The organism is Acinetobacter sp. Ac8, assembly GCF_055392545.1.
In genome coordinates this window covers 2,144,928-2,167,527 of the sequence record NZ_AP043689.1, presented here as the reverse complement: position 1 = coordinate 2,167,527, position 22,600 = coordinate 2,144,928, and the positions used below count along the sequence as shown (strand labels likewise).

At 37.8% G+C, this 22,600-nt stretch carries 25 protein-coding genes; 4 read left to right on the top strand and 21 right to left on the bottom strand.

Annotated elements, in window-relative coordinates; all coding sequences use genetic code 11:
- The first annotated feature begins 907 nt into the window (after positions 1 to 907).
- The 4 genes from ACZ5QH_RS10085 (at position 908) to ACZ5QH_RS10070 (ending at position 5,848) form a co-directional block, all read left to right on the top strand.
- Positions 908 to 1,444: a fimbrial protein gene (locus tag ACZ5QH_RS10085; RefSeq protein WP_004821263.1), complete on the top strand. Its 537-nt coding sequence runs from the start codon at positions 908 to 910 to the stop codon at positions 1,442 to 1,444.
- An 87-nt stretch (positions 1,445 to 1,531) separates the two neighbouring features.
- Positions 1,532 to 2,236, top strand: coding sequence for a fimbrial biogenesis chaperone (locus ACZ5QH_RS10080; RefSeq protein WP_004821261.1), 705 nt, complete (start codon positions 1,532 to 1,534; stop codon positions 2,234 to 2,236).
- A 24-nt stretch (positions 2,237 to 2,260) separates the two neighbouring features.
- Positions 2,261 to 4,765, top strand: coding sequence for a fimbria/pilus outer membrane usher protein (locus ACZ5QH_RS10075; RefSeq protein ID WP_303576177.1), 2,505 nt, complete (start codon positions 2,261 to 2,263; stop codon positions 4,763 to 4,765).
- Between the two features lie 15 nt (positions 4,766 to 4,780).
- Positions 4,781 to 5,848 (top strand): fimbrial protein, encoded by a 1,068-nt coding sequence (locus ACZ5QH_RS10070; protein ID WP_004821257.1) that lies wholly within the window; start codon positions 4,781 to 4,783, stop codon positions 5,846 to 5,848.
- 142 nt (positions 5,849 to 5,990) lie between these two features.
- Here the strand turns inward: ACZ5QH_RS10070 and ACZ5QH_RS10065 are convergent, their stop codons facing one another.
- The 21 genes from ACZ5QH_RS10065 to ACZ5QH_RS09965 form a co-directional block, all read right to left on the bottom strand.
- Positions 5,991 to 6,356 carry a lipopolysaccharide assembly protein LapA domain-containing protein gene (locus ACZ5QH_RS10065; RefSeq protein WP_004821255.1) on the bottom strand — a complete coding sequence of 122 codons (366 nt, stop codon included), beginning with the start codon at positions 6,354 to 6,356 and terminating at the stop codon, positions 5,991 to 5,993.
- 21 nt (positions 6,357 to 6,377) lie between these two features.
- Positions 6,378 to 6,680 (bottom strand): integration host factor subunit beta, encoded by a 303-nt coding sequence (locus ACZ5QH_RS10060; protein WP_004720793.1) that lies wholly within the window; start codon positions 6,678 to 6,680, stop codon positions 6,378 to 6,380.
- 159 nt (positions 6,681 to 6,839) lie between these two features.
- Complete coding sequence (gene rpsA, locus ACZ5QH_RS10055; RefSeq protein ID WP_004821252.1) at positions 6,840 to 8,522, bottom strand: 30S ribosomal protein S1; 1,683 nt, start codon at positions 8,520 to 8,522, stop codon at positions 6,840 to 6,842.
- A 118-nt stretch (positions 8,523 to 8,640) separates the two neighbouring features.
- Complete coding sequence (cmk, locus tag ACZ5QH_RS10050; protein WP_303576178.1) at positions 8,641 to 9,330, bottom strand: (d)CMP kinase; 690 nt, start codon at positions 9,328 to 9,330, stop codon at positions 8,641 to 8,643.
- A gap of 11 nt (positions 9,331 to 9,341) precedes the next feature.
- On the bottom strand, positions 9,342 to 9,776 hold the full coding sequence (locus tag ACZ5QH_RS10045; protein WP_034610221.1) for an SRPBCC family protein: 435 nt from the start codon (positions 9,774 to 9,776) through the stop codon (positions 9,342 to 9,344).
- Between the two features lie 86 nt (positions 9,777 to 9,862).
- The gene (tadA, locus tag ACZ5QH_RS10040; protein WP_034610219.1) at positions 9,863 to 10,387 is read right to left on the bottom strand and encodes a tRNA adenosine(34) deaminase TadA; all 525 of its coding nucleotides are present in this window, start codon (positions 10,385 to 10,387) and stop codon (positions 9,863 to 9,865) included.
- A 6-nt stretch (positions 10,388 to 10,393) separates the two neighbouring features.
- A complete protein-coding gene (locus ACZ5QH_RS10035) occupies positions 10,394 to 11,515 on the bottom strand; it encodes an enoyl-CoA hydratase/isomerase family protein (protein WP_034610216.1) in 1,122 nt (373 codons plus the stop codon).
- Complete coding sequence (gene ung, locus ACZ5QH_RS10030) at positions 11,512 to 12,225, bottom strand: uracil-DNA glycosylase (RefSeq protein WP_303576179.1); 714 nt, start codon at positions 12,223 to 12,225, stop codon at positions 11,512 to 11,514. The genes ACZ5QH_RS10035 and ung overlap by 4 nt, the downstream gene beginning before the upstream one ends.
- 74 nt (positions 12,226 to 12,299) lie before the next feature.
- Entirely contained in the window at positions 12,300 to 12,896 is a 597-nt protein-coding gene (locus ACZ5QH_RS10025) for a 6-pyruvoyl trahydropterin synthase family protein (protein ID WP_004821241.1), read from the bottom strand.
- Between the two features lie 232 nt (positions 12,897 to 13,128).
- A complete protein-coding gene (gene gspK / locus ACZ5QH_RS10020; protein WP_004821240.1) occupies positions 13,129 to 14,085 on the bottom strand; it encodes a type II secretion system minor pseudopilin GspK in 957 nt (318 codons plus the stop codon).
- Positions 14,086 to 14,132: 47 nt separating this feature from the next.
- Positions 14,133 to 14,789, bottom strand: a complete 657-nt coding sequence (gene gspJ / locus ACZ5QH_RS10015; protein ID WP_303576180.1) for a type II secretion system minor pseudopilin GspJ — start codon at positions 14,787 to 14,789, stop codon at positions 14,133 to 14,135.
- On the bottom strand, positions 14,789 to 15,172 hold the full coding sequence (gene gspI, locus ACZ5QH_RS10010) for a type II secretion system minor pseudopilin GspI (protein ID WP_004821236.1): 384 nt from the start codon (positions 15,170 to 15,172) through the stop codon (positions 14,789 to 14,791). The genes gspJ and gspI overlap by 1 nt, the downstream gene beginning before the upstream one ends.
- A complete protein-coding gene (locus ACZ5QH_RS10005; protein WP_303576181.1) occupies positions 15,159 to 15,725 on the bottom strand; it encodes a prepilin-type N-terminal cleavage/methylation domain-containing protein in 567 nt (188 codons plus the stop codon). The genes gspI and ACZ5QH_RS10005 overlap by 14 nt, the downstream gene beginning before the upstream one ends.
- Before the next feature lie 5 nt (positions 15,726 to 15,730).
- On the bottom strand, positions 15,731 to 16,345 hold the full coding sequence (locus ACZ5QH_RS10000) for a TetR/AcrR family transcriptional regulator (protein ID WP_004821232.1): 615 nt from the start codon (positions 16,343 to 16,345) through the stop codon (positions 15,731 to 15,733).
- Positions 16,346 to 16,432: 87 nt separating this feature from the next.
- Positions 16,433 to 17,206, bottom strand: coding sequence for a TatD family hydrolase (locus tag ACZ5QH_RS09995; protein ID WP_004821230.1), 774 nt, complete (start codon positions 17,204 to 17,206; stop codon positions 16,433 to 16,435).
- 27 nt (positions 17,207 to 17,233) lie between these two features.
- Positions 17,234 to 17,575 carry a PilZ domain-containing protein gene (locus tag ACZ5QH_RS09990; RefSeq protein ID WP_303576182.1) on the bottom strand — a complete coding sequence of 114 codons (342 nt, stop codon included), beginning with the start codon at positions 17,573 to 17,575 and terminating at the stop codon, positions 17,234 to 17,236.
- 26 nt (positions 17,576 to 17,601) lie between these two features.
- On the bottom strand, positions 17,602 to 18,582 hold the full coding sequence (locus tag ACZ5QH_RS09985) for a DNA polymerase III subunit delta' (RefSeq protein ID WP_244015868.1): 981 nt from the start codon (positions 18,580 to 18,582) through the stop codon (positions 17,602 to 17,604).
- Positions 18,583 to 18,647: 65 nt separating this feature from the next.
- Complete coding sequence (kdsB, locus tag ACZ5QH_RS09980) at positions 18,648 to 19,409, bottom strand: 3-deoxy-manno-octulosonate cytidylyltransferase (protein WP_004821225.1); 762 nt, start codon at positions 19,407 to 19,409, stop codon at positions 18,648 to 18,650.
- Positions 19,410 to 19,413: 4 nt separating this feature from the next.
- Positions 19,414 to 20,430, bottom strand: a complete 1,017-nt coding sequence (gene lpxK / locus ACZ5QH_RS09975) for a tetraacyldisaccharide 4'-kinase (protein WP_303576183.1) — start codon at positions 20,428 to 20,430, stop codon at positions 19,414 to 19,416.
- 6 nt (positions 20,431 to 20,436) lie between these two features.
- A complete protein-coding gene (msbA, locus tag ACZ5QH_RS09970) occupies positions 20,437 to 22,167 on the bottom strand; it encodes a lipid A export permease/ATP-binding protein MsbA (RefSeq protein WP_303576184.1) in 1,731 nt (576 codons plus the stop codon).
- 3 nt (positions 22,168 to 22,170) lie between these two features.
- Positions 22,171 to 22,593: an ExbD/TolR family protein gene (locus ACZ5QH_RS09965; protein WP_004821219.1), complete on the bottom strand. Its 423-nt coding sequence runs from the start codon at positions 22,591 to 22,593 to the stop codon at positions 22,171 to 22,173.
- Positions 22,594 to 22,600: the final 7 nt, after the last annotated feature.

Sequence of the window (22,600 nt, the reverse complement as noted above, 5' to 3'; positions counted from 1 at the left end):
TTGATCATTGTGAAGCACGTCACTCACTCCAACAAATAAAAAAATCAAAACACAGTCTTCTATTTATCGTTCTTTATGCTTACAACAGATAAATTCTTTTTCATATATTTAAAAACCTATAAAAACTTAAAACAATATTAAATTAAAATTATATTTTTCTTATTCATTGCATCCATGTTTACACTAAATTTTTTATTTTTAATTTATCTATCTGCGCTATTTCTAAATATATTCTTTATAACTAAACAAACATTACATCATAACTAAACAATCAATCTCTTTGATAAATAAAAAAAGTAATCATATTAAGTGAAGCAAAGTAGCATTAAAAAACCTTCTGTTTTTAAAAGCAATCTAGGATGAACGAGATTTTATGTTGATTTAAGCATTTAAAAATAATTTACAAATAAGCTAAATAAATATCAAAGAAAATCCTTTAAATTCAATCTTATAAAATTTTTTGATAAAAATGATCAATTACAGTGCAGCGTATTAAAATAAAACCCAATATTTAATTAACCATAATAATAAATTATTTTATAAAATCTTAAAAATATACTCACGCTTAATATAAGCAGATCAAAATAATTTGCTATAATATGACGTTATTCACAAAAAGTGACATTTTTTGTCACTTTTTGGTAAACAGAACCAAATTTTCCTTTAATTAAATAAACATGTTAATTATAAATATACTCTTGTATTTAAATAATAAAAAACAAATCTAAAACAAATAACATTATATTGTGCTTATAAGATAAAAATAATGTGATATTTGTCTCTTTTTTTCATTGTTTTTATTTAGGAAAAATTTATAGTAGCCCTTATTGTTTAGCTCCTAAACACTTCCCCTTTATTAGGAAAGTACCAGTAAAGGGCAAATCAACGCAGTATTGAGAGAAATTCTATGAAAAATATTCAATTGGGTTTAGCGATCATTGGCTTAGGTTTAGCATCTTCAACAGTTTTTGCGGCTGCTGATGGTACAGTAACAGTTACAGGTAAAATCGTTGATCAAACCTGTACAGTTGGTGGTACTGCTGGTAACTACACTGTTGTTTTACCGACTGTAGGTAAATCAACTTTAGCGACAGCGGCGACAACAAATGGCGACACTAAATTTACGATTAATTTAACAGCATGCCCTGTAGGTAATGTGGGTGTTTATTATGACAACACCAATGCAAATATTAATACTGCAGGTCGTCTAAACAACACCGTAACCACTGGCGGTGCAACAAACGTAAATATTCAATTATTAAACTCTGCAAAAGCAGTGATTGACCTAACTAAAGATCGTACAGGTCAAAACATTGTGACTTCAAATGTTGCAACTGCAAACGGTTCTGCAAATCTTGATTTTTATGCGCGTTACTATGCAACAGGTGCAACAACTGCTGGTGATGTAAGCACGACTGCAACTTACTATGTTGTATATCAATAATTAAACATTTGGGTCTGTAAGTTTTTTAAACAGGTCTGGTTAATTGTCACATCTTAGCCAGACTTGCATCTCCCCAAGGGTCTTTCAATGAAAAAACCATTTTTTATTTCTAGTTTGTTAATGCTCAGTACTTTGATCACATCCGCGCATGCTGGTATTGTGATTACAGGTACCCGTGTAATTTACCCAAGTGATAAAGAATTTGTATCTGTGCAATTAACCAATGTAGGTGATCAAATTGCATTAGTACAATCATGGGTGGACAGTAAAGACATTATTGCAGATCCAACCACAACCCAAGCCCCATTTATTGTTACCCCTCCGATAACGACGATTGAAGCAGCGAAAGGACAATCTTTACGTGTCATTTTCAATCAAAAACAAAAGCTTGCTACTGATCGAGAAACATTATTTTGGCTTAACGTGCTTGATATCCCTGCCAAGCCAACAGCTGAAGCAAATTATTTACAATTTGCGATACGTAATCGCTTAAAACTGTTTTACCGACCAACTGGCATCAAAATGGAACAGCAACAAGCGTTTCAAAAAGTTGAAGTACAGCGTGTAAACAGCCAACTACAAATCAATAATCCAACACCTTATTACTTAAATTTTGGTAAATCGAATCTGGTTTTAAAAAATGGTACGCCAAGCGAAATTAAAAATCTAAGCTTTATAGAACCGTTTTCAAAACAACAAATTGATGTCGAAAATTTATCAGACGCTAAGTCCGTACAGCTTTATTTAATCAATGACTACGGCAGTTTATCGACAATAGAGAAACAGTTTTAATCTAAATTATTTGGAGAATTGTGCTTGAAACATTTCACACTTAGATATAGTGTTTTGGCGCTAAGTCTATATCTATGCAATCAAAATGTTATAGCGCAAGCACCACAATTCGATAATAGTTTTTTATACGGCCAAAATTCTAAAACAATTGATCTTGAAAAGTTTGTTTCAAGCGATAAAGTCGCGCCAAATGATTACATCCTCGATATTTACCTAAATGATCGTTATATCACCCGCTCTATTGTGCATATTTCAGATGATCCCGAATCACCCGAAAAGCAACGTTATTGTATTCCACGCAGTACTGTTAAGCAGCTTGATTTCAATCATAAACTTATCGATTTAGATAAAGTCACTGGTGACTGTATCGATACACGCTTAATGAATCATGTCGTGTTCTGGAAGCTGAATATAGCGGAACAACGAGTGGATGTTTCAAGCCCTCAATCGATGTTAAATGAACGACCATTTGGCTATATAGATCCATCACTTTGGGAAACTGGTGGAAATAGCGCTTTTCTCAAATATTACTACAATTACTATAATTCAGATTATGGTCAGGACAACAAACAAGATTCTAGCTTTCTGAATATTAATTCTGGTATCAATATTGATGATTGGCAATTCCGTCATTCTGGTAGTACTAGTATGGGAGACAGCAATCATTCAGGCCAATATACCAGCTATGAAAACAAGCTTATGCGAGTACTACCTAGTTTAAAAACTCAGCTTACTCTTGGTGATTTCTATACCAATACCAAAACCATCAATAGTAATTCGAGTATCGCCATTCGTGGGGTACAACTTGCCAGCGATGACAGAATGCTTCCGGTTTCATTGCAAAGTTACGCACCCACAATTTCAGGTTATGCAAAAAGTAATGCTTTAATACGCGTTCGCCAAAATCAACAAATTATTATGGAACGCACTGTTCCTGCCGGCGCATTTAATATTACAGATCTCCAAACACCTGGGACGGGTGGTACATTAAATGTAGATATTATTGAAGCAAATGGTGAAATCCGCAGTTTTGATTTGCCTTATAATAATTTTATTCAATCTATCCGCGCAAAGCAGTATCGTTATCAAATTGCAGCAGGTACTTTTCGTCAAAATAGCAAATCCTATGATGAGAAGTTAATCAATGCATCTTTTGATTATGGATTAAATGATTTTATCTCAGTGAGCAGTTCAGCGCTGGTCAGTGATCATTATCAATCCTATATTCTAGGAACCGCGTTAAATACCAAACTCGGTGGTATCGCTTTAGAAAGTAATTTTGTTAAAGCGGATATTAACCAATCCAACCAAAATTTAGACAGTTCTTTGCTTACGCTGCGCTATAACCTTGCTCTAAACGGTGCAAAAACAAATATCAGTTTAAACAGTACTGTTTATGGAAATGATCAATATTATTCCTTTGATGAAGCCATGCAGAATCGTTATATTCAAAACAACAGTTCTGCATTAGTACTTAATGGTCGGCCCAAGTCATCAAACTATATTCAACTGAGCCAGAACCTAGGTCATCAGTTTGGTGCTGTTTCAGCCAGTTTTTCACAGTATGAATTCTGGCATCAAATCAATACACAAAAATTTTATCAAATTAGCTATAGCAATAGTTATAAAGGCATCAGTTACTATGTCGGTATGCAACATACTCAAAATGATCAATACAAATTAGATAAAGACACTCAATACTTTGTCAATGTGAATATTCCTCTATCGTTTAAAAAGAAAAATAGTAATTTACGCCTAAGTAGTGAAGTCTATCCTGATAATAATGCACTCAATACCAACCAAGTCGGCATATTTGGAAATTTAGGTGAAAATCAGCAGTTCGGCTATAACTTCAATTATTCAAATAGTAAAGATAAAGATCTCTTCAGCAGTTCTTTGAGTTATCGAACCAATCCAGTTTATTTAGCATCGACTTATGCAACCGACTTTGACCAACAACGTCAATACTCTTTACAAGCACAAGGTGCAATTGTTGCACATCAACACGGCATTACCTTAGCCAATGATTTAAATGATACTTTTGCAATTATTCATGCCAAAGGTTTAGAGGGAACCAGCCTCTCCAATGGAAATAATATTAAAATTGATCGCTGGGGCAATGCGATTATTCCCTATCTAAATCCTTACCAATACAATAGTATCAACTTAAACCCAAATACAATTCCATTAAATACCGATGTTGATGCAACCCAATTGCAAGTTGTACCTAAATCTAACGCAAGTATTTTAGTGGATTTTAAAGCGTTAAAAACCATAAAAGCCTTAATTGAACTTAAACACGCAAATGAGGTGCTCATTCCAATGGGTGCTCAAGTGAAAGATGCTTTGGGTAATGCAGTGACTACAGTAGGACAAGGTCAGCAAATTTTTATGCAAAATATAAATCCTGGACGCTATAGCGTCTCTTGGAGTAATACTGATTCTTGTCAATTCGATATTTCAAAAGAAATATTGCAACAAAGTAAAACTCAAATCCCTTTTGCAAGCTTTAGCCTAAATTGCAAATAAGCACGGAGTAATTTTATGCTGAAATATAAATTGTTATTTATGTTATCTACACTCCCTGCAAGTTTTGCAGTATTTGCAGATTGCAGTGTAGGCAGCAATTTCACCAGCGGCTATAGCATGCCAACGATGAATGCCAGTACCATGAATATCAATAAATATGAAGGGACATCAGTACAGTCCAATGTATATTCCCGCGAAGTTGCTTCAGCAAATTTTGATATTTTCCGTGTTTACACTGGATGTACTGTTGGCACAAATAGAACCATTTTTGGGAATGTTTTTGCCACTAATGTGACGACCTATGATGCCAATATTTCGCGTTTAAATGCTTACCCAGCTTTAGGGATTAAAGTTGAAATGGGCGATGCACCGGCGAGTGGTACATTAAAAACACTAAATACCACTGAATTAGCAATTTATAGTTATAGTGGTGATACGCATGGTGTAAAAATGAGGGTGACATTATATGTTTTACCTAGAACATCAACAATGACCTCATATCCCACAACGATCAATGTTTCGAATCTACGAATAGCAACCATCAGTTTAAGACGTGTTAGTGATAATGTTCTTATTCCTGCAAATACACAAATTCCCGTATATTTAAATGCAACAGTCAATATCTCTGAATCCACATGCTCACTGAGTCAAAGTAGCTACACCATTGCACTGCCTGATGTTAGTGTACGAAACTTGGGTTTAGTCGGAAATGAGACCGCATTAAGCTCAAGCAATACAGCAACCCTCAGTATAAATTGTGCAAATTTAAATGATGGCGCAGGTCGTGAAATAAAGGCTTATACCACGGATGCCTTAAATCAATCCAATGCAACAAATATATTAGAGAATCAAGTCGGTGCAGGTTATGCGACCGGTGTAGGTATTCGTTTACGTGATAAAAATAATGCGATAATTAGTCTAGATCCAAACCAATCAAAGAGCACCAACAAATGGACCTTTGGTAATTTAAGCACTGCTCAGCTGATTCAACATGTGATTAAAGCCAATTACGTAAGAACAGCAAATACGGTGACACCTGGTCTGGTCAGATCTCAAGCTTATTTAAATATCGTATATGATTAAAAAATAGCGAACTTATATTCTTTTATTTGTTTGATGATATTGAACAAAGTTTTTGATGTTGAATAATCGACACAGTCAAAAAAATCAGTACCAACAAAAAAGCGCTTTACACTGATGGTAAAGCGCTTTTTTATCATAATGATTAAAGCGTATTGATATTCTTATTTTCTGGTTGAATATCTAATACTGTCTTTTCATGACGAGCACTTGCGGCAGCTTCAGCAGCGGCCAATTGTGCTGTCTGTATTTGTTCTTTTCGGAGATGATCAATATCTTTACGAAGACGCTTAACTTCCCATGCATTTTGGAATACACGAAAAACCTGTACACCAAGCAACAATCCAAGAACAATCCCAAGTACTAAAGTTAATAGTAGCAATAACCCTAAACGCATTGCTGGTACTTGAGTAAACAATAAATCTACAGGTAGTTCAGCTGGATTCTGCAAGACTAATGCTAAAGCATAACCAAAGACTACCAGTAGTAATGCAACTAAGAAATAGCGCATACTCACCTCATTCGAATTTTATTAATTAGCAGATTCGTTTACTGCATCACGGAGTGCTTTACCAGGTTTAAAGTGAGGTACAGCTTTTGCTGCAACTTCTACTGATTTACCTGTTTTAGGATTACGACCCACACGTGGCTCACGGTGATGTAAAGCGAAACTACCAAACCCACGAATTTCAATACGGTCATCTGAAGATAATGATGCAATCATTTGATCGATCATAATCTTAACTGCTTCTTCGACTAATGGCTCTGCTAAATGCGGATTTTTAAGAGCAATTCTTTCTATTAAGTCAGACTTATTAAGTGCTTCAGTTGTCATTTAAGACCTCATTAATTTTAATGCTAATTGATATACACCAGATAATATCCTTTTTAAATACAAAAAGGTAGCGCAGTAATCATATACTACGCTACCTTTTACACTATTTGAATAAAAAATATTAATTAATTACATTAAATAATACTTCTTAACAATCACTTAGTGGTTCATCTGTGCTTTGATCAAATCACCAATTGTCTTAGGACCATTGTCTTGACCAGTAGGCGCAGTTGTAGTTTTCAAGTTTGCTACAGCTTCTTTCTCTTCAGCTTCGTCTTTCGCTTTAATCGACAAGTTGATAGAACGTGATTTACGATCTACATTGATGATTTTAGCTTCAACTTCTTGACCAACTTCTAAGAATTTAGTTGCATCTTCAACGCGATCGCGGTTGATTTCAGATGCTTTCAAAGAAGCTTCAACTTCGTCAGCTAACTTAATTGTTGCGCCTTTAGCGTCAACAGCAGTTACTGTACCTTTAACCAACGCACCGCGTTCGTTAGCAGCTAAGAAGTCATTGAACGGATCGCTGTTCATTTGCTTGATACCAAGACTGATACGGTTGCCTTCAGCATCTACAGACAAGATAACTGCTTCAACTGTATCACCTTTCTTGTAACGACGAATAGCGTCTTCGCCTTGTTCGTTCCAAGAAATATCAGACAAGTGAACTAGACCATCGATACCGCCAGGTAAACCGATGAAGATACCGAAGTCAGTGATAGACTTGATCGTACCAGAAACTTTTTCACCTTTGTCGTGTGACTTAGAGAACTCTTCCCATGGGTTCGCACGAGTTTGCTTGATACCCAATGAAATACGACGACGTTCTTCATCAACTTCAAGAACCATAACATCAACTTCATCACCAATCTGAACAACTTTAGATGGGTGGATGTTTTTGTTAGTGTGATCCATTTCTGAAACGTGTACTAAGCCTTCAACGCCTTCAGCGATTTCAGCGAAACAACCGTAGTCAGTTAAGTTTGTAACACGTGCTTTAACGATAGAACCTTTAGGATAACGGTTCATGATCGCTAACCATGGATCTTCGCCTAATTGCTTAAGACCTAAAGATACACGATTACGTTCTTTGTCAAACTTAAGTACTTTAACAGTAACTTCTTGACCCACTTCAACAACTTCAGAAGGGTGTTTGATGCGTTTCCAAGCCATATCTGTGATATGTAGAAGACCATCAATACCGCCAAGGTCAACGAATGCACCGTAATCAGTAAGATTTTTGATCGTACCAGTAACTGTTTGGCCTTCTTCCAATTGAGAAAGAAGCGCTTCACGGTCAGCTGAAGATTCAGCTTCCATTACAGCACGACGAGATACAACAACGTTGTTACGTTTAGCATCAAGTTTAATTACTTTGAATTCTAACTCTTTGCCTTCAAGGTGAGTTGTATCACGAATAGGGCGAGTATCTACCAATGAACCTGGTAAGAATGCACGAACTGGACCGATGTCAACAGTGAAACCGCCTTTAACCTTACCAGAAATAACACCAGTAACGATTTCGCCGTCTTCAAAGATTTTTTCAAGTTTAGTCCAAGTTTCAGCACGTTTCGCTTTTTCGCGTGATAAAACTGTTTGACCCATACCGTTGTCAAGCGCTTCAACAACAACATCAACTTCATCGCCAACTTGAACTTCAAGTTCGCGTTGTTCGTTTAAGAATTCTGAACGTGCAACAACACCTTCAGATTTAAGGCCAGTGTCAACAGTAACCCAGTCAGAGTCGATGCTAACAACGATACCTTTAATAACGGCACCTTTGTCGATATTGAGAGTTGATTCGCTTTCTTCAAAGAGGGCTGCAAAAGATTCGGTCATGATATACCTAGTAAAGTCAACGGTCTTGGATCAGACAAGGCCGGTTTAGTTAAGCCATCCACATAGTCCGTATAAACTGATCAAGCTATGCTTTGGCTAATATTTGGTTAAATATTCTTTATTTAGCTAAATGTAACTCGACATAATCAGTCATCAGTTTAAACACTTCATCGATGTTCATTTCTGAGCTATCTATGATATAAGCGTCTTCTGCTGGCTTGAGTGGAGCGACTGTGCGTTCCATATCTCTTTTATCTCGAGCTTGTATATTTGCTAAAATGTCGCTTATTTTAACATCCAGCCCCATTCCCTGCAACTGTTTTACACGACGCTCTGCACGGGACTCAGCTGAGGCAGTGAGATAAATCTTCGCTTGTGCTTGTGGAAAAATAGAAGTACCCATATCACGCCCATCGGCAACCAAGCCAGGCAACTGGGCAAAAGCATGTTGTCGATCTACCAATGCCGCTCTAAGCGCTGGAATTGCTGCAACTTTTGAAGCAAATTCACCAACGCGTTCAGTACGAATCGTTTGTGAGACATCTTCACCATCCAACAAAATCATGATTCCGTTGTCAGCACTCTTAAATACGATATCTAAATTTGTTGCAATCGTCACACTTTGTTGCAATACAGATTCAGTGTCTAATGTGTCCAACAATTCTTTTTGATGCAATGACAATCCAAGCAAACGATACAGCGCACCAGAGTCTAATAAATGGAATTGATAGTGATGCGCAAGTTTTGCTGCAAGTGTTCCTTTACCAGAACCACTTGGCCCATCAATTGTGATAATTTGAATTGTCATTGAATTTCCAATTAAGCTATAGACTTAGCAAGTTTCTTAAATCCAAGTGTAATCGCTAGTTTAAGCTGTGCAAGTATTAATTTACTCACAAATGGTGCACGTGCTTGTAATTCGATCGTATAGTCAACACGGGTTTTGTTTGCAGCAAGCGCTGTAAACTCAATAATTCCAATATGATGTTTAATCAATGGATTGTTAATTAACTTATATTCGATACGTTTATTGACATCCAGATGCGTAATTTGCTCTTGAATCGGCTTGATCGGACCGAACCCCATACGACGGATAGAACCCAGTCCATCTGGGCGTTCAGGATCAGCAGCATCTTTTACCCGTACAACTTGAATGGGAGCAAAAGCCACATTATAGGTTGAATGTTTTGATAACAAGTCAAAGACCTGATCGATTGGTGCATTAAACTCTTGTTTTACTTGAATAGAATTCATTGTTATACCCTTTTAAACTTTAACTATATTTTTAAAACCCTTATTTTGACAATTTTCATTGTCACTAAAATCTTGTGTATTCTAGATCATTTTAATGAGTCATTTAAGGTCTTTTGTTGTAACTTTAATTGTTTTTTTTGCTCACGGCGCATTTTAAAAAAATCAGACAGTTGGCTTGAGCACTGCGTTTGTAAACAACCACCTTCAAACTGAAATATATGATTGTAATAGCCAATCTCTAACAGTTGACGACTACTGATGAGTGAACCCGCTTTAGGTTCGGTCGCACCAAAAACCACACGTTTGATTCTTGCATGAATTAATGCGCCGACACACATGGTACAAGGTTCAAGTGTGACGTATAACGTTGCATCTTCTGGTAGGCGATAATTTTCAATCTTTTGACACGCATTGCGCAGTGCCTGAATTTCCGCATGGGCTGTTGGATCATGCTGAGCAATCGGTTGATTATAACCTTCACCGATGACTTGCCCCTGACTTACAATCACAGCTCCTACTGGAATTTCACCGATAGATGCAGCAAATGCAGCTTGCTCTAAAGCCAGCTGCATCCATTGTTGATCTATGTAGTGTTGAGTTTCTTCAGTCATACGACCTTAAATAATACCGTACTGACTTAGCAGCGTATTCCAACTGTCAATTGTTGTTACAGGTGGGTTTTTCGCAAGGATTCCACGCAATGTTCGCGACTCAACCTGTTCCCACTCTGGTGATAAATCTTTATCTACCAAACGTGCGCGTACACCTTCAACAAAATCAGGATGACGAATTTTCCAATCAGAAATTTGTTTTTCTAACTCAAAAACCTCAGACCACGGATGAACTTGACGTCCCCACTGCCATAACAACCAAGTAATCGCAGCAGTACTTGGTGAACCTTTTTGTAGATTCTCACTGGCTTGACGCAACCAATCACTACGCGCATCACTTAGACCAATAATCGCTTCATAATCATGTTCAAAGTTTACACCACGACAAACACTATGAATCACATCCAAAGAATTTTGCAATGGTCCAGGTGAAACAGGACGATGTAAACTATTTAAAGTGTCATCTAAAGCACGGAAATCACCAGCAGGATAATGATCCCAATCGATATCAATCAGTTTCTGTAAAACCACATCACGTTGGGCATCACAAATATGGGTTGCCCAACCAATCCCATAACCACCCGCTGCAGTCATGATCGATCCAGTTAAACCCGTAAATAAACCAATCGGACCACGATCTGCCAAGAAACGTGTAGCACCCACATCTGGATATAGACCGATATTCACTTCAGGCATAGCAAGACGCGAATACGGTGTAACTAAACGGAAAGGTGCTGCCATGAATAAGCCTAAGCCACCACCCATGACATAACCTTCACCCCAAACCACTACAGGTTTAGCATAATTATGCAACAGTAAATCTAAAGCATATTCGGTTTCAAAAAACTTATTGGCTGTTTCAACTTCATTGTTGATCACCAATTGACGCAATTTACGAACGTCACCGCCTGCACAAAAAGCTTTAGGCGTGGTTGAATCTAACCAAATTGCCTTAACTGAGTCATCATGATGAAAATCCTCAAACAGCTTCAATAATGCCGCAACGATAGATTCATCAAGTGCATGAAGCGACTTAGGACGATTTAAGCGAATAATTCGCCATCCCTTTTTCGCTTCTTCGATAATCAGATCTGGGTGATAATTATTTATTTCGGGAGAGTTTGTCATGCGTCCAGCTGCCAGTCGATTGGCTCAATGCCATATTGTTTCAGATAATTATTTGTTTTTGAAAAAACCTTACAACCAAAAAAGCCACCACGATTTGCTGCCAATGGAGATGGGTGCGCAGCTTTTAATACCAGATGCTTCGTTTGGTCTATACGTTGTCCCTTTTTCTGAGCATATGCGCCCCAAAGTATAAATACAATGTGCTCTCTATGCTCATTCAACACATCAATCACATGATCTGTAAAATTTTCCCAACCGCGTTTTTGATGTGATGTCGGTTGCCCAGCTTCCACTGTCAACACACTATTTAAAAGTAATACACCTTGTTGAGCCCATTTGGTGAGATCACCATGACGGGATACAGGTACAGCTAAATCTGTATTTAATTCATGAAAGATATTACGTAAAGACGGAGGCAATGCAACGCCTTTTTGTACGGAAAAACTCAACCCATGCGCTTGATCAGGACCGTGATAAGGATCTTGTCCTAAAATCACCACTTTTACATGATTCAATGGCGTTGTGTCTAATGCATTGAAAATAAGTGCGCTCGGTGGGTAAATGGTTTTATTTGCATTTTTTTCAGCAACTAAAAAAGAACGCAAATCATCCATTTGCTGACTCAAAAGAAACTCAGCTAAACCTTCTTTCCAACTTTGATCTAACCGAACTTGATTTAATTTTGTTTGTTCGAGTTCAGATAATTGCATCAACTTTCATCCTAAATTTCATTTTCCTAAAAATTTATTTGTCCTAAAGATGGATTTCACTCAAGAATCATCATTTAAATTTTAACCTGTAAATCCACTTCAGGGTTTTGAAACGGAATACCCTGTTTCAATTTTTCATACATTTCTGGGTCAGACCATTCAGATGTGACCTGCTCAGAAAAAATAATTTTATCCAGACTCAACAGTCCCATCTGAGCATTTTCAATATCTTCTTGAAAACTTTGCGCATAACCTGTATCGGTTTCATGCACAATCACAGAATAGACTTCAACATCCCCTTCCCCATTTTGGGTAATGGTTGATTTTAAAATCTGTTGCGCGAGGAAAAAGAATATCCGTGAAAACTGTTCAGCTGATGGAGAAACTGGCAAAGCCACCCAACGAGCACTAAAAGTTTTACACGCCTGAATATATTCAGGGTTATCTTCTTGCCAAAAACAGATCGCATGGTCAAAACTGTCGAAAATTTCTTTGATTACACCTTTAAGCAAGCCAAAGTCATATACCATTTGACCATGATCAAGTTTTGAAGCTTTAAGTAGTAATTCAACTTTATAGCTGTGCCCGTGTATAGACCGTTTGCAACGATCTGACGTGCAATTCCGCACAATATGTGCATTTTCAAACTTAAATAACTTACGAATTAACATGAGCCAAATTTTATAAACAAATCGGTAAAGAATCTCGATTATAAAGCAAAACTCGAACCCTGAGCATTAATTTTCACGTTGATTGCAATTAGCCAAAAGGATGATCTGCTTTTTTAGGCCTATTTAGCTTATCGAATCATGTTTAGTCAATCAACCAACCTTTTAACTACCTTTTAACTATCTTTTATAGTTATTTAAAATCATATAGTTAAAAAAATATTCACTGAAATTTTCAAAATGGTGCAAGGCTACGCGAATAAACATAAACTTGTGATTTATCATTACGCATAAAGCGTGTAGTAAATTGACGCTTGCGATTGCTTAAAGATACTTCGATCTTGGCTTTAAAATAACTGGATGTTACTCCAAAAATCTTGTCTGCCTCGGTTTTGCTTGCAGCTTCCAAGCTGTCAAATGGTGCGATTTTCATTAGCTCGCCCACATTGGCAAAATGCTCAAGTTTTTCTTGTCGCGCTTTTAAAGCTGTTTGTACGCTATTTACGTCTAGTTTCTCATCCATGGCTGCCAAAACCATTGCAGGTGCAGTATTGACATTAATTTTTGTTGCAATATCAGGCAGTGCAGATATATAGGGTGCAATTAAATCATACTTCTTTTCTTCAAAACCACGTACTTGTTTAAGTTCTTCAACACTGGAAAATTTTCGATTTGCAGCCAAATATGGTTTAGGCAAACCCTGGTAATAACTTGTTTCAGCACCGTATGAACCTATGGTTTCATTGTCTGGATCTTGCCAATCAATCACGGCTTGAACAGCATCAGCAGGTAAACCGACACGAACCAAAAGCTTAGAAAAATATTTCTGTGCCGCGTCGTTGGGCTTACCTTCATTGGTTAATAAACTGTTTAAATTGAATTTACCTGACTCATCTTCCAACACACCTGTGACATATCCATCTTCAACCGGAAATGCTGGCATCGGTTTTGCCCATGTTTCTTGTAAATAATCTGCCTCTTTGCTGTTTTCGCTGTCTTGTACCAATATCTCAGAATAAAATGCTTCCGCACTCTTTGCATAAAAAAGTGCTTGGCTTTGCCGTTTTAAAAACCCTGTACTTTCATTGGTGTAATTTTGACGTTTAGCAATCGTCGCAGCAATGATGGTTGCCAAAGCGACCATCACTAAAATCGTAATTAATGCGATACCTTTTTGCTGCTTTAATTGCATGAATGATTTACCTAAATTTATTGATCCGCATCGACCACAATACTGATTTAATTATCTGCGCCGTTATTGATCAGATAGTCAGAATTGAGCAAACTAAAAATCCATTCATATTCTATATCACGAATCGTGACTTTAATTTTAATCCCACGCGGCAATTGCCTATCACTTTTAATCATATCATTTGGCCAACGATCTAATTCTGTTGGATTTAAAACATCAATACGATACTGATCAACATCTGCCAATAACACACTCGACAAGGGCTGTTCTGAATTATTTCGATTTAAATTTGAATATTTTAACCGATAAAGTTTTTTCTCTTGCGCATTGTAAACATATTCAATTCGTTCATAGGGTGACAACCCCTGTTTAAGCGGGTCGGTTACACCTGTTTTACTGAAAGAAAGTTTTTGATTATCTAAACCCAAAGCAGGTTCAATTTCCTCACCACTTCTTGCAGAAATAGGAACAATCTGTAAGGTATCACGCTGAATCTGTTGATACGCACCTTGCAATTGACCTAAATTTTCCTCATGTATGACATTACGATCTTTAACTTTAATCAGGTAGTCAAATATTTTCCAGCCCAATGCTGACAAAACAGCAAAGATTGCTATGGCCACCAAAAGTTCAATTAAGGTAAAGCCTGTGCTTTTCTGTGCATACACAGTTTGATTGTTTTTATGCTTGATTAGATTCATCATTATTTTTCTTTGATCGGATAATTAAAGAACACCATATTGGTAATCCCTGCTTCTACTTTACCCGTATCAGGATTAAAAAGGCTCACTTGCACATCTATTTTTTGTACATTTGGACTCAGTGTAGATTCTGCTTTTTTATCTACCTGCCAAGTTTCACCTTGTGTGGTGACTTGTTTGGATGACGTTCCTGACAGCCATTCACGATTAATCATCATCATTGAGATTTCATTCTGTGCAACAAACTGAGCCTTGGTTCGTAAAATCGCATTGGCTGTCGACTGCGTATATTGCATCGCGACTTTGGTCAAAGCCATTGCTGCGACTGCAAAAATCGCCAAAGCCACAACCACCTCAATTAAAGTAAAGCCTTTATTTTTCTTCATCTACTTTACCCAAATAATCAACTCGAATTACCCCACCCACTGGCTTTTGCTGATAATACATTTGAATTGTGACAGGTTTGACTTCACCATTTCCAAACCAAATCAATTTAGGTGCATTATTTCCCAAGAGTTCTGAGTTATTTGCATTTTGGAATTGATGATCTTCCGTTTCAATAGAAAATGAAACGTATTCTGGCAACGCTCTTTTAGGAAAGTCCGTCACTTCTTTCCATGGTTTATTGTCAACCACTCGAATACGTTGCTCAGCGTCTTCTTTGACTGGAATATACTCAATAACACCATACTGTGCAGCTGCAACGTCCGTAGCATTGTGTAAATCGAGTGCGTAAATACGCGCTTGATCATTGGCTTCACGATTAATCTGCTTTAAATCGAGCAATAACATCTCACGTGATTGCATAGCTTTACGCTGATCTACGCCATCAATATTTAAAATGATCAATGAGGCAATAATACTGATGATGACGATCACCACCATCACCTCAATTAAGGTAAAACCTCGTATTTTTTGAGATGATCGTAGATTTTTCATTGCAGCTAAGCCACCTGTTCTGAGGCTTGTGGATGTTTTGGCACAGCCAATGCCTGATCAATTAATGCGACACGTAAGGTATCTCGACAACCTAAATAACGCTGATAGAAGCTTGAATTCAGTATCGCTGCTCCACCATGCGTAATTGACCAAATCGAAGCCAAATAATCACGTACCGACATCAAACTTTGAATCGATTCTAGATAGCTTTCTGTCATGCGAATAATGATACGTAACCGTTGTTTACGCACTTGATAGAGTTCGCTAAATAAATGATGGATGCCTTGTCCAGTGGTGGATAATCGCTCTTCGATCTGATGGAATAACACTGCACGTTCAGGATGATGTAAATGGTGCAACATAAAAAAAGCCAAATGCTCAGGAAATGCTTTTTCAGTATCACGTACCATTTCAAGTAACATACGTTCATTACGAATGATGAGCAGTATATACAACTCATCCTTACTCTGAAAGTGCTTATAAAGTGTTCCCTTGGCTAGATCTAATTCTGCAGCTAGGGCATCCAATGTCATCCCTGCTTCACCATTTTCTAAAAGCAGTTGTTCAGCAACCTGAAAAATCAATGCTTCTCTTGCTCTAAACTGAGCCTGTCGATCCATCTTCACCCGATAAACTCTCTTGTTAATTCTATCCGTTAATAAATTGACGCACTTCTATTGATTGCTTTTTAAATCAGTGCTTTTCAATCACTTTTGTTGAAGCAGATTTTCAAAATTTTGTGTGGTAATGAAAGCAATCTCTTCAAGCGTTTTATCATATACATCACTCAGCGCTTTGGCTACATAAGGAACGTATTTTGGTTCATTCGGTTTTCCACGATAAGGCATCGGTGCCAAATAAGGGCTATCCGTTTCAATCAACAAGCGATCTAAAGGCACTTGCTTAGCAACATCTCTTAAATCTTGCGCATTTTTAAATGAAACAATTCCAGAGAAGGAAATATAGTAGCCACAATCTAAAACGGCCTTTGCAGTCTCCCAATCTTCTGTAAAACAATGCAAAATACCATGTGTTGATTTTTCAGCCCGAATAATATCTACGGTTTCATGCTTTGCTGAACGGGTATGTACAACTACAGGTTTGTTAAGCTGTTGCGATGCGTGAATATGTCGTGCAAAACAGGCTTTTTGTTCAGCAATAAATTCAGTACTATGAAAATAATCCAAGCCTGTTTCACCCAAGGCCCAAACTTTTTCAGCTTGCGCCAGTTCAACCAGTTTTTCAACACTTGCACGTTGCATCACAGCTGGATCTTCACATGGGTGTACACCGACACTATAGCCCACATCTGAATGTCTTGCGGCAATTTCTGCAAGTGCGATATGGTCATCCAAATCTACAGAAATCCCCATAAACTTGGACACACCAGCATCTCTTGCTTGTTGTAATGCGGCATCGAGATCCCCAGCATAAGGTTCAAGATTTAACATGGTTAAATGGCAATGCGTATCAACAAACACAGAAATTCCTAAATATTGAAAATTGGCTTACATTGTAAAGCTAGGACGGTCCAAAGACATACTGCCTGCGAGTAATTTTTCTGCTTCAATTTTGTAATAGATGCCTTTTTCACCAGTAAGTTGAATTGCAAAACCTTGTGGCTTAATTCCATTTTGCTTTTGCGAAATCCAAATCACTTTCCCTGTTAAAGGAACTTTCTGTGATTGATCTGGCAAACCAGCCAGTACAAACACTTCATCGCCCATTTTTACAGGATTCTTTGATGGTACAAATAAGCCACCGCCTAAAATATAAGGCATATAACTGGCTTGTAAAGTTGCACGATCATTAATGTTGACTTGAATCAAACCGCCCATACGTGGTTGCATGATTATTCCCCCTGAATATTCAAATTTTATGTCACATTCATTAACTGAATCGACAATTGATCAATAATTAGATTTGTTTGTACATTTTGATCAACTTTTAGCTTCGATTGTTGTAAATCTTCATAAATAGAGAACAAGCTTTGCAATTGATACTGCGCAGCAAGCTCATCTAATTGCAAATCTGAATTCTTTACAACTTGATTCAGCTTGACACAAATTATATCTGACAACAAGTATTCAAACATTTGTAAAAAATCATAAAAGCTCAGTTCTTTATTCCATTTTGAAGCAAACTGTAAAGGCATGCTTTTTTGACTGACCAATTTTTGCCAATCTTGTAAAAACTCCCCACGTCGGTTTAACCAATCTAGCTCAGCAAGCGCCAATGCTTGCAATGGCATATTATTGGATAAATTCATCAACAAGTTAATTTTAGAATGCATTTCAGCAGGTAAATGTTGTTGCAAATATTGTTCTGAAAGCGTGGGGCTAATACGATCCATGGCAAAGTGCTGTAATCGACTACGAATCGTTGCTGGGAGCTTTAGATAATGTTCCGCAAGTAAAATAATCTGTACCCGATCACCTGGCTCTTCTAGTGTTTTTAATAATGCATTTGCAGAAGCAATGTTTAAAGCTTCTGCAGGTTCAATCACAATAACGCGCCAACCATCTACTGTTTGCTGCACAAATGGTAGTAAATCACGGATCTTCTCGATCTTAATTTTCGCGTTTTGCTTCTTATTCTCTTCATCGGTCGTGATATTAACATAGTTAGGATGGGTATCCGATTTGAGCCACTGGCAACTTGCGCACTCGCCACAAGCAGCTTGTGGTGTTTTATTTAAACACAAAACCCATGATAAAAAATGTTGGGTAAATGCATGTTTACCACAGCCTTTTTTACCATAGAACAATAAACCATGCCCTAATTTTGGAAAGCGACCAGTTAAGGTTTCCCATGTTTGTTGCTGCCAAGGATAAACCTGAGAATTAGAAGCATCCATGAATCAAAAACCTAAATACAAGTGAGGTAAAAACAAGTGACGCAATATAAATAACGCAAGACAAACTATTCAAAAACCGCTACATCTAAAGCGTTTAAACGATCCAAATCTGCTTGAGTATCAACACCAGGTGGTAAGTTTACTTGTGCGATATCAATCGCAATACGATGTCCATTTTCTAAAACACGTAATTGCTCTAAACTTTCCAACTGTTCTAAAATCCCCATATCCCAAGTGACATATTCTTGTAAAAGCTTGACACGGTAAGCATATAAGCCCAAATGGCGATAAGCATGCTGATGTAGCTTTTGCTCAACCTGTTTAACACCCTCTCGATCGTAAGGAATTTGTGCACGACTGAAATAAAGCGCTTCGTTGAACTTTGACATCACCACTTTGACGATGCTGTCACGCTGAAACTCGTCAAACTGATGTATCGGCTCACATAAGGTCGACATTGAACAATCCGCTTTCTGTGCCAGCAACTCAGCAACTTGAATCACCAATTGTGCAGGCAACAAAGGCTCATCCCCTTGTACATTCACAATAATATCCTCAGCATCCCAACCTTTGACCCGAGCAACTTCACTTAAACGGTCTGTGCCCGAAGGATGATTCGGATCAGTCATCACAACATCCACACCTTCTGCTCGGCATAGCGCTGCAATACGTGGGTCATCTGTCGCCACACAAAGATCATCAAATCCCTGTACTTTTTTTGCTTGATCGACCACACGTAAAATCATGGCTCGCCCATGAATTTCTAAAAGAGGCTTACCGGGAAGGCGTGAACTGGCAAAACGCGCAGGAATAACAATATGTTTCATCAAATTAACCTTGTATTAGATCAATACCAAGTTGAGTAAGTTGTTGGTTGAGCAATAGATAACATTCATCAGACAAGACCGCTCCCACCGGAACCACCCAAATCTCACGACTAAATGTAGAATGATTTTTCAATAATGGTAAAAGCTTTACCGCATCTTTTTCAGTGGTAATAATTGGATTGTTATCTTCAAACTGCAAATCATCAATTTCATAATCATAATGGTCTGGAAATTCATGACATTGAAATTGAGTTACACCAATACTTTCCAAGGTGTTATAAAAGCGTTGCGGAAAACCAATTCCAACGACTGCATAATAATCAAGTGCAGGATCAAACTGTTCAGATTGGTCAAAACTTGGATTTAATAGATAAGGTTCAGTCACTTCTAAATGCATATTGAGAGCTGAATGCGGCTGATGCGCATGCTCAATCACGGTACCGTGTTTTAAGCGGCTCACAGGCTCGCGTAAATAACCTTCAGGAAGTAGCTTCTGATTGCCCAAACCTCGGTTATTATCCAGTACAATCCATTCGATTTGACGCGCCAAAGCCCAATGCTGTAAACCATCATCACTGATGATTAAATCAAGTTCATAATGTTGCAGTAGTAACTCAATATTGGCTTGGCGATTACCACCCACCACCATGGGAATCTCAGTAGACTGAACAATCAAACAGGGTTCATCGCCCACTTGATCAGGCACAGAATCTAAAGTAACCAGTGCAGGGAAAGGCCCTTGCCCCCCATAACCACGACTAATCACGCCAACGCGAACATGGTGATGTTGCAAATATTTCACCAACTGGATCAATAACGGTGTCTTTCCACTCCCGCCCACAGTAATATTTCCAATAATCATCACGGGGACAGGTGCTTGATAGGTTTTTTTTATACCTTTTTGATACAGTTGCTTATTTACCGTAAAACCGAACTGATATAACCATGACAATGGCCGCAATGCAATCAACCACTTGGACTGTTTATTCCAAGCATCTTGAATGATTTGCGCAATAGACATGTTCGATTATTCCTCAAAGTTACGTTCATACAATTGATAGTAAGCGCCATGCTTCGCCAATAACTCAGTATGAGTACCTTGCTCTATGATACGCCCTTTATCCATAACCACAATCTTATCCGCTTTTTCGATCGTGGATAGACGGTGAGCAATCACTATCGTGGTTCGATTTTGATCAAGCATCGCTTCATCAAATGCTTTTTGAATAAAGTGTTCAGACTCATTATCCAAAGCACTGGTGGCTTCATCAAGGATAAGAATTGGTGCATTTTTAAGGATTGCACGTGCAATGGCGATACGTTGACGTTGACCACCTGAAAGACTTAAGCCCTGCGCACCTAAAGGTGTGTCATAACCTTTTGGTAACTCCATAATAAAGTCATGTGCATAAGCTGCTTTAGCAGCGGCAATAATGGCTTCCTCAGAGGCTTTTTCTAATTGGCCGTATGCAATATTTTCACGCACTGTTCGATCAAATAACACAACTTGCTGGTTGACCATCGCAACTTGGGTACGCAAACAACTGAGTTCAATATCTTGAATAGGCAGTTGATCTAGATAAATCTGCCCTGCACTAATTTCTTGAAAGCGCACTAACATATTCACCAAAGATGACTTACCAGCACCTGAACGCCCAACCAAAGCAATGGTTTGGCCTGCTTGTATGTCTAATGAGAAATCATCAATCCCTTTTACATTATTTTTATAAACCAAAGACACATGATCAAACTTGATATTACCCAATAATTTTGGCGTTAATGTTCCAGTATTTTCTTCTTGAGGCAGGTCTAGAACTTCAAATACAGAATATGCAGCCGCAATACCACGTTGTAATTTTTCATTGATATCTGTTAAATTTTTAATAGGCTTTGCTAACAATCCTGCTGCTGTGATATAGGCAACAAACTCGCCAGCTGAAGTATCACCTAAAATTTGTGGGCGTAATGCCAACCAAATAATGATACCTAGAGCAAAAGCCATGACCAATTGTACAAGTGGACTATTTAAGTTTTGTACAACCACCATTTTCAAACCACGTTTTAAGTTTTCTTCTGAAGACTTATAGAAACGTTTTTGTTCATTTTCCTCGCCAGCAAAGCTTTTGACAACCGCATTCGCACTGACTGTTTCTTGCACAATATGGTTGACATCCCCCATGGTATTTTGCACTTGAATAGACAGCTTACGCATGCGTTTTGAAGCTTTACGCACCAATAAACCAATAATCGGCATAAAGATAAAAATACACAAGGTTAAACGCCAATTGGTATACAGCAAATAACCCAATAAACCTAAAGCAATTGCACCATCACGAATTAATGTTTTTAACGATTCAGAGGAAGCTGCGGTTAACTGCTCCACGTTATACATAATTTTTGCAGTGATGTGACCTGATGAATTATCCAAATAATACTGTGCGGGTAGTTTTAACAGTTTGGCATAAACTTCTTGACGAATACTAAATACCAAACTTCTTGAGATGACTGCAGTAAAGTAGCCACCCATAAACAACCCTAAGCCACGGAAAAAAATCAACAAGATAATTAGCGCTGGAAACCAATCAAGATCTCCACGATTACCATATTGAATTGCATCAATAATATATTTAAGTAATTTCGCTACAGAAACTTCAGTTGCCGCATTTACGCCAAATCCAATAATAACGAGTAAGGCTGCCCCCCAGTACGGCTTTAAATACGCCAAAAGACGGACATAGACCTTAAAATCTTGATTCACTAATTAATAACCTCGAGATGGAACTTTGGTACTGATATTGATGTTAACGAAACCGAGCTGTCCTGCGACATCCATCACTCGTATAACATCTTGATGCGTCGCTTTGGCATCTGCAGCAATCACAAACATCAGATCACGATTGTCATTTGCTGCTTGCTTAATTGCAGTACTTAAATCAGCCGACTCTTTACTCGAAAGTGCCTGCCCATTTACTGCATAATGCCCTGCCGAGTCTACCATGACTTCAATTTTATTTTTGTATTCTTTTGGCGGAACACCTTGTGCATCCGGTAAAGAAAGATTGATCCGACTTTGCTGGTTAAAGGTGGTGGTCAGTAATAAAATCACCAATATAAATAACAAGCAATCAATCAATGGCGTAAGATTGATATGAATATCTTCAACTGTTCTGCGTCTAAATTTCATGAAACAC

Excerpts from the sequence above, each read along its gene's own strand:
- ACZ5QH_RS10005 (WP_303576181.1), bottom strand. The coding sequence starts at position 15,725 with ATGAAAAATCTACGATCATCTCAAAAAATACGAGGTTTTACCTTAATT.
- ACZ5QH_RS10065 (WP_004821255.1), bottom strand. The coding sequence starts at position 6,356 with ATGCGCTATTTCTTAGTTGCATTACTACTGGTAGTCTTTGGTTATGCT.
- gspI (WP_004821236.1), bottom strand. The coding sequence starts at position 15,172 with ATGAAGAAAAATAAAGGCTTTACTTTAATTGAGGTGGTTGTGGCTTTG.
- kdsB (WP_004821225.1), bottom strand. The coding sequence starts at position 19,409 with ATGAAACATATTGTTATTCCTGCGCGTTTTGCCAGTTCACGCCTTCCC.
- ACZ5QH_RS10035 (WP_034610216.1), bottom strand. The coding sequence starts at position 11,515 with ATGACAAACTCTCCCGAAATAAATAATTATCACCCAGATCTGATTATC.
- ACZ5QH_RS10045 (WP_034610221.1), bottom strand. The coding sequence starts at position 9,776 with ATGAATTCTATTCAAGTAAAACAAGAGTTTAATGCACCAATCGATCAG.
- ACZ5QH_RS10070 (WP_004821257.1), top strand. The coding sequence starts at position 4,781 with ATGCTGAAATATAAATTGTTATTTATGTTATCTACACTCCCTGCAAGT.
- ACZ5QH_RS10000 (WP_004821232.1), bottom strand. The coding sequence starts at position 16,345 with ATGGATCGACAGGCTCAGTTTAGAGCAAGAGAAGCATTGATTTTTCAG.
- tadA (WP_034610219.1), bottom strand. The coding sequence starts at position 10,387 with ATGACTGAAGAAACTCAACACTACATAGATCAACAATGGATGCAGCTG.
- rpsA (WP_004821252.1), bottom strand. The coding sequence starts at position 8,522 with ATGACCGAATCTTTTGCAGCCCTCTTTGAAGAAAGCGAATCAACTCTC.
- ACZ5QH_RS10085 (WP_004821263.1), top strand. The coding sequence starts at position 908 with ATGAAAAATATTCAATTGGGTTTAGCGATCATTGGCTTAGGTTTAGCA.
- ACZ5QH_RS09965 (WP_004821219.1), bottom strand. The coding sequence starts at position 22,593 with ATGAAATTTAGACGCAGAACAGTTGAAGATATTCATATCAATCTTACG.
- ung (WP_303576179.1), bottom strand. The coding sequence starts at position 12,225 with ATGCAATTATCTGAACTCGAACAAACAAAATTAAATCAAGTTCGGTTA.
- ACZ5QH_RS09985 (WP_244015868.1), bottom strand. The coding sequence starts at position 18,582 with ATGGATGCTTCTAATTCTCAGGTTTATCCTTGGCAGCAACAAACATGG.
- ACZ5QH_RS10080 (WP_004821261.1), top strand. The coding sequence starts at position 1,532 with ATGAAAAAACCATTTTTTATTTCTAGTTTGTTAATGCTCAGTACTTTG.
- lpxK (WP_303576183.1), bottom strand. The coding sequence starts at position 20,430 with ATGTCTATTGCGCAAATCATTCAAGATGCTTGGAATAAACAGTCCAAG.
- cmk (WP_303576178.1), bottom strand. The coding sequence starts at position 9,330 with ATGACAATTCAAATTATCACAATTGATGGGCCAAGTGGTTCTGGTAAA.
- ACZ5QH_RS10025 (WP_004821241.1), bottom strand. The coding sequence starts at position 12,896 with ATGTTAATTCGTAAGTTATTTAAGTTTGAAAATGCACATATTGTGCGG.
- gspK (WP_004821240.1), bottom strand. The coding sequence starts at position 14,085 with ATGCAATTAAAGCAGCAAAAAGGTATCGCATTAATTACGATTTTAGTG.
- gspJ (WP_303576180.1), bottom strand. The coding sequence starts at position 14,789 with ATGATGAATCTAATCAAGCATAAAAACAATCAAACTGTGTATGCACAG.
- ACZ5QH_RS10060 (WP_004720793.1), bottom strand. The coding sequence starts at position 6,680 with ATGACAACTGAAGCACTTAATAAGTCTGACTTAATAGAAAGAATTGCT.
- ACZ5QH_RS09990 (WP_303576182.1), bottom strand. The coding sequence starts at position 17,575 with ATGCAACCACGTATGGGCGGTTTGATTCAAGTCAACATTAATGATCGT.